This is a genomic window from Verrucosispora sp. SN26_14.1 (assembly GCF_004307965.1).
GTDB lineage: Bacteria > Actinomycetota > Actinomycetes > Mycobacteriales > Micromonosporaceae > Micromonospora.
Genome location: NZ_SISL01000618.1, coordinates 1 through 2813, shown reverse-complemented (window position 1 = coordinate 2813; position 2813 = coordinate 1). Strand labels below are relative to the sequence as shown.

The window sequence follows — 2813 nt, the reverse complement described above, 5'->3', positions numbered from 1 at the left end:
GCCGCCGAGCGCGCGGGCCGCCCGCCCGGTGCCGGTGACCGCGCCGTCCACCACCCGCTCGTCGGCGGTACGGGCCAGCCGACCCAACGCGGTCGTCGGGCGTACCACCAGGGCGTCCTGGACGTCGTCGAGCCGGAACGCGCGGGCGAGGACCGGCCGCAGCGGACCCAGCGTGGTGGCCGGGTCGACCGCCGGATCACGCCGCCAGGCCAGGGCCACCCCGACCAGCAGCAGCGCCAGCGGCAGCAGCATCAGCGGCCCGATGTGCACCAGCTCCGGCACGCCCAGCCCGCCGGGAGCGCCGGAGAGCAACCGGTCGGTGAACCAGGGCGAGAAGCCGACCAGGCCGAGCAGGGCCGCCGGCACCGCGAGCAGCAGCAACGGCCAGCGCAGGGCGGCGGGCGGATCGTGCGGCGGGAGCTGCGGGGTGCGCAGCGTGCCGAAGAAGGCCCGCAGCAGCAGTCGGGTGGCGTACCAGGCGGTGATCGCCACCCCGACCAGCCCGGAGACCAGCACCAGCCATCCCACCCAGCTCGGGGCCGGGCCACCACCGAGCACGCCGTCGGCGGCAGCGGCCAGCACGCCCTCCTTGCTCCAGAACCCGGAGAGCGGCGGTACGCCGGCCAGCGCGCCCAGCCCGATCAGCATGCACCAGAAGGTGACCGGCATGGTGTGCCGCAGCCCGCCCATCCGGGACATCAGCGCGGTGCCGACGCTGTGGATCACCGCACCGGCGGCGAGGAAGAGCAGCGCCTTGAACGCGGCGTGGGTGAGCAGGTGGAACAGGGCGGCGGGCGGCGAGCCGACGGCCAGCGCACCGGTCATGTAGCCGAGCTGGGAGACCGTGGACCAGGCCAGCACCCGCTTGATGTCGTCCTGTGCGGTGGCGGCCAGCGCACCGAGCAGCAGCGTCACCGACGCCATCACGCCGAGCACGGCCAGCGCGACCGGCGTCGCCTCGAACAGCGGCCACAGCCGGGTGACCGCGTACACACCGGCGGCGACCATGGTCGCGGCGTGGATCAACGCGGAGATCGGGGTCGGGCCGGCCATCGCGTCGGGCAGCCAGGTGTGCAGCGGGAACTGGGCGCTCTTGCCGGCCACCCCGGCGAGCAGCAGCAGACAGGCGGCGGTGAGCGTGGTGGTGCTGTGGGAGTGGGCGAGCACGTCGTGGATCCGGAAGCTGCCCGCCGAGACGCCGAGCAGCGCGATGCCGAGCAGGAAGCCGACGTCGCCGACCCGGGTCACCAGGAACGCCTTCATCGCGGCGGCCGGGGCCTCCGGCAGCCGCCGGTCGTGGGCGATGAGCAGGTACGAGCAGAGACCCATCACCTCCCAGCCGACCAGCAGCAGGATCAGGTCCCCGGAGACCACCACCAGCAGCATCGCGGCGGTGAAGAGGCTGATCTGGGCCGCGTACGGCGGGTAGCGATGGTCGACGTCCCCGTCCTCGCGCGGGCCACCGCTCAGGTAACCGGTCGAGTAGACCTGCACGGCCAGGGCGACGGCGGTGACCGCGACGGCGACCAGCGCGGCGGCCCCGTCGAGGCGTACCCCGAGGGTGACGGCGAGACCGCCGAAGTCGATCCAGGTGGTCGACGCCTCCACCGGGCCGTCCAGCGTGACCAGCAGGGCGACCGCCAACGCGAGAGCACCGGCCGCACCGGTCACGCCGAGGGCGACGGCGGTCCGGCGGGCCGGATCGGCACCGAGGGCGGAGCCGCGCGGCGAGGGCGGCAGCAGCAGGCCGGTCAGGCCGGCGACCAGCGGGACCACCGGCAGCAGCACACCCAGCAACGTCGTGGTGCTCACCGCTCCCCCTCCGCGACCACGTCACCGGCCGGACCGGCGACGACCGGCGTCGGCTCGTCGGCCGGGCGCTCGGCCAGCGGGATCTCGTCCACCGCCACGCTGGCCCGCATCCGATAGAGCTGGAGCACGATCGCCAGCCCCACCCCGATCTCGGCGGCGGCCAGCACGATCACGAAGAGGGCGAAGACCTGCCCGCCGTGCGGCAGCAGCGCCTTGGCCGTGGTGTCGGCGGTGACCAGGATCAGGTTCACCGCGTTGAGCATCAGCTCCACGGCCATCAGCACCAGCACCGCGTTACGCCGCCGCAGGACGCCGTAGACGCCGAGGCCGAACAGCAGGGCGGCGGTGACGTACGGGATGACCGGTCTCACCGCGACCGCCCCTCCGACACGTCGCCGCCGGACGCCGATTCCCTGTCACGCGGTGCCCGACCGATGTCCGGCCGGGACAGCACGATCGCACCGACCAACGCCGAGAGCAGCAGTACGGAGAGCACCTCGAACGGCAGCACCCAGCTTCCGAAGACCTGCTCACCGATGCGCTCGGCGTTGCCCGGCCCGGGCAGTTCCACGGCGGTCCAGCGGTACGCGTCGACGAGCAGGGCCGACAGCCCGAGCCCGACGCCACCGCCGATCAGCGCGGCCGGCCAGCCGGGCCGGTCCAGGTCGTCCGAGGCGCCGATCGGTGCCCGGGTCAGCATCACCGCGAACAGCAGCAGCACCACCACCGCGCCGACGTAGATCAGCACCTGCACCCAGGCCACCATCTCGGCGGAGAGCACCAGGTACATCCCGGCCAGCGCGCCGAGGCAGACCACCAGATAGAGCCCGGCCCGGACCAGATGGCTGGTCGCCACCACCAGCACCCCCGACCCGACCGCCACCGCACCGAGGGCGAGCAGCAGGGCGTCCACGCCGGTCACGCGGGAGTGCCTTCCCCGGCATCGGTCTCGGGCGTACCCGCACCTGCGGCGCCGGGCTCGGCGGCGGGTGGGCGGGCGG

Annotated in this window: 3 protein-coding genes; all 3 read right to left on the bottom strand. The window is 74.2% G+C overall.

Going from position 1 to position 2813, the window contains the following annotated elements:
* A partial coding sequence (locus EYA84_RS30010; RefSeq protein ID WP_131057509.1) for an NADH-quinone oxidoreductase subunit L occupies window positions 1-1812 on the bottom strand: 1812 nt, incomplete at its 3' end.
* Entirely contained in the window at window positions 1809-2183 is a 375-nt protein-coding gene (nuoK, locus tag EYA84_RS30005; protein ID WP_131057507.1) for an NADH-quinone oxidoreductase subunit NuoK, read from the bottom strand. The genes EYA84_RS30010 and nuoK, both read right to left, overlap by 4 nt.
* Window positions 2180-2734 (bottom strand): NADH-quinone oxidoreductase subunit J, encoded by a 555-nt coding sequence (locus EYA84_RS30000; protein WP_131057505.1) that lies wholly within the window; start codon window positions 2732-2734, stop codon window positions 2180-2182. Before EYA84_RS30000 ends, nuoK begins: the two co-directional genes overlap by 4 nt.
* Between the last annotated feature and the right edge of the window lie 79 nt (window positions 2735-2813).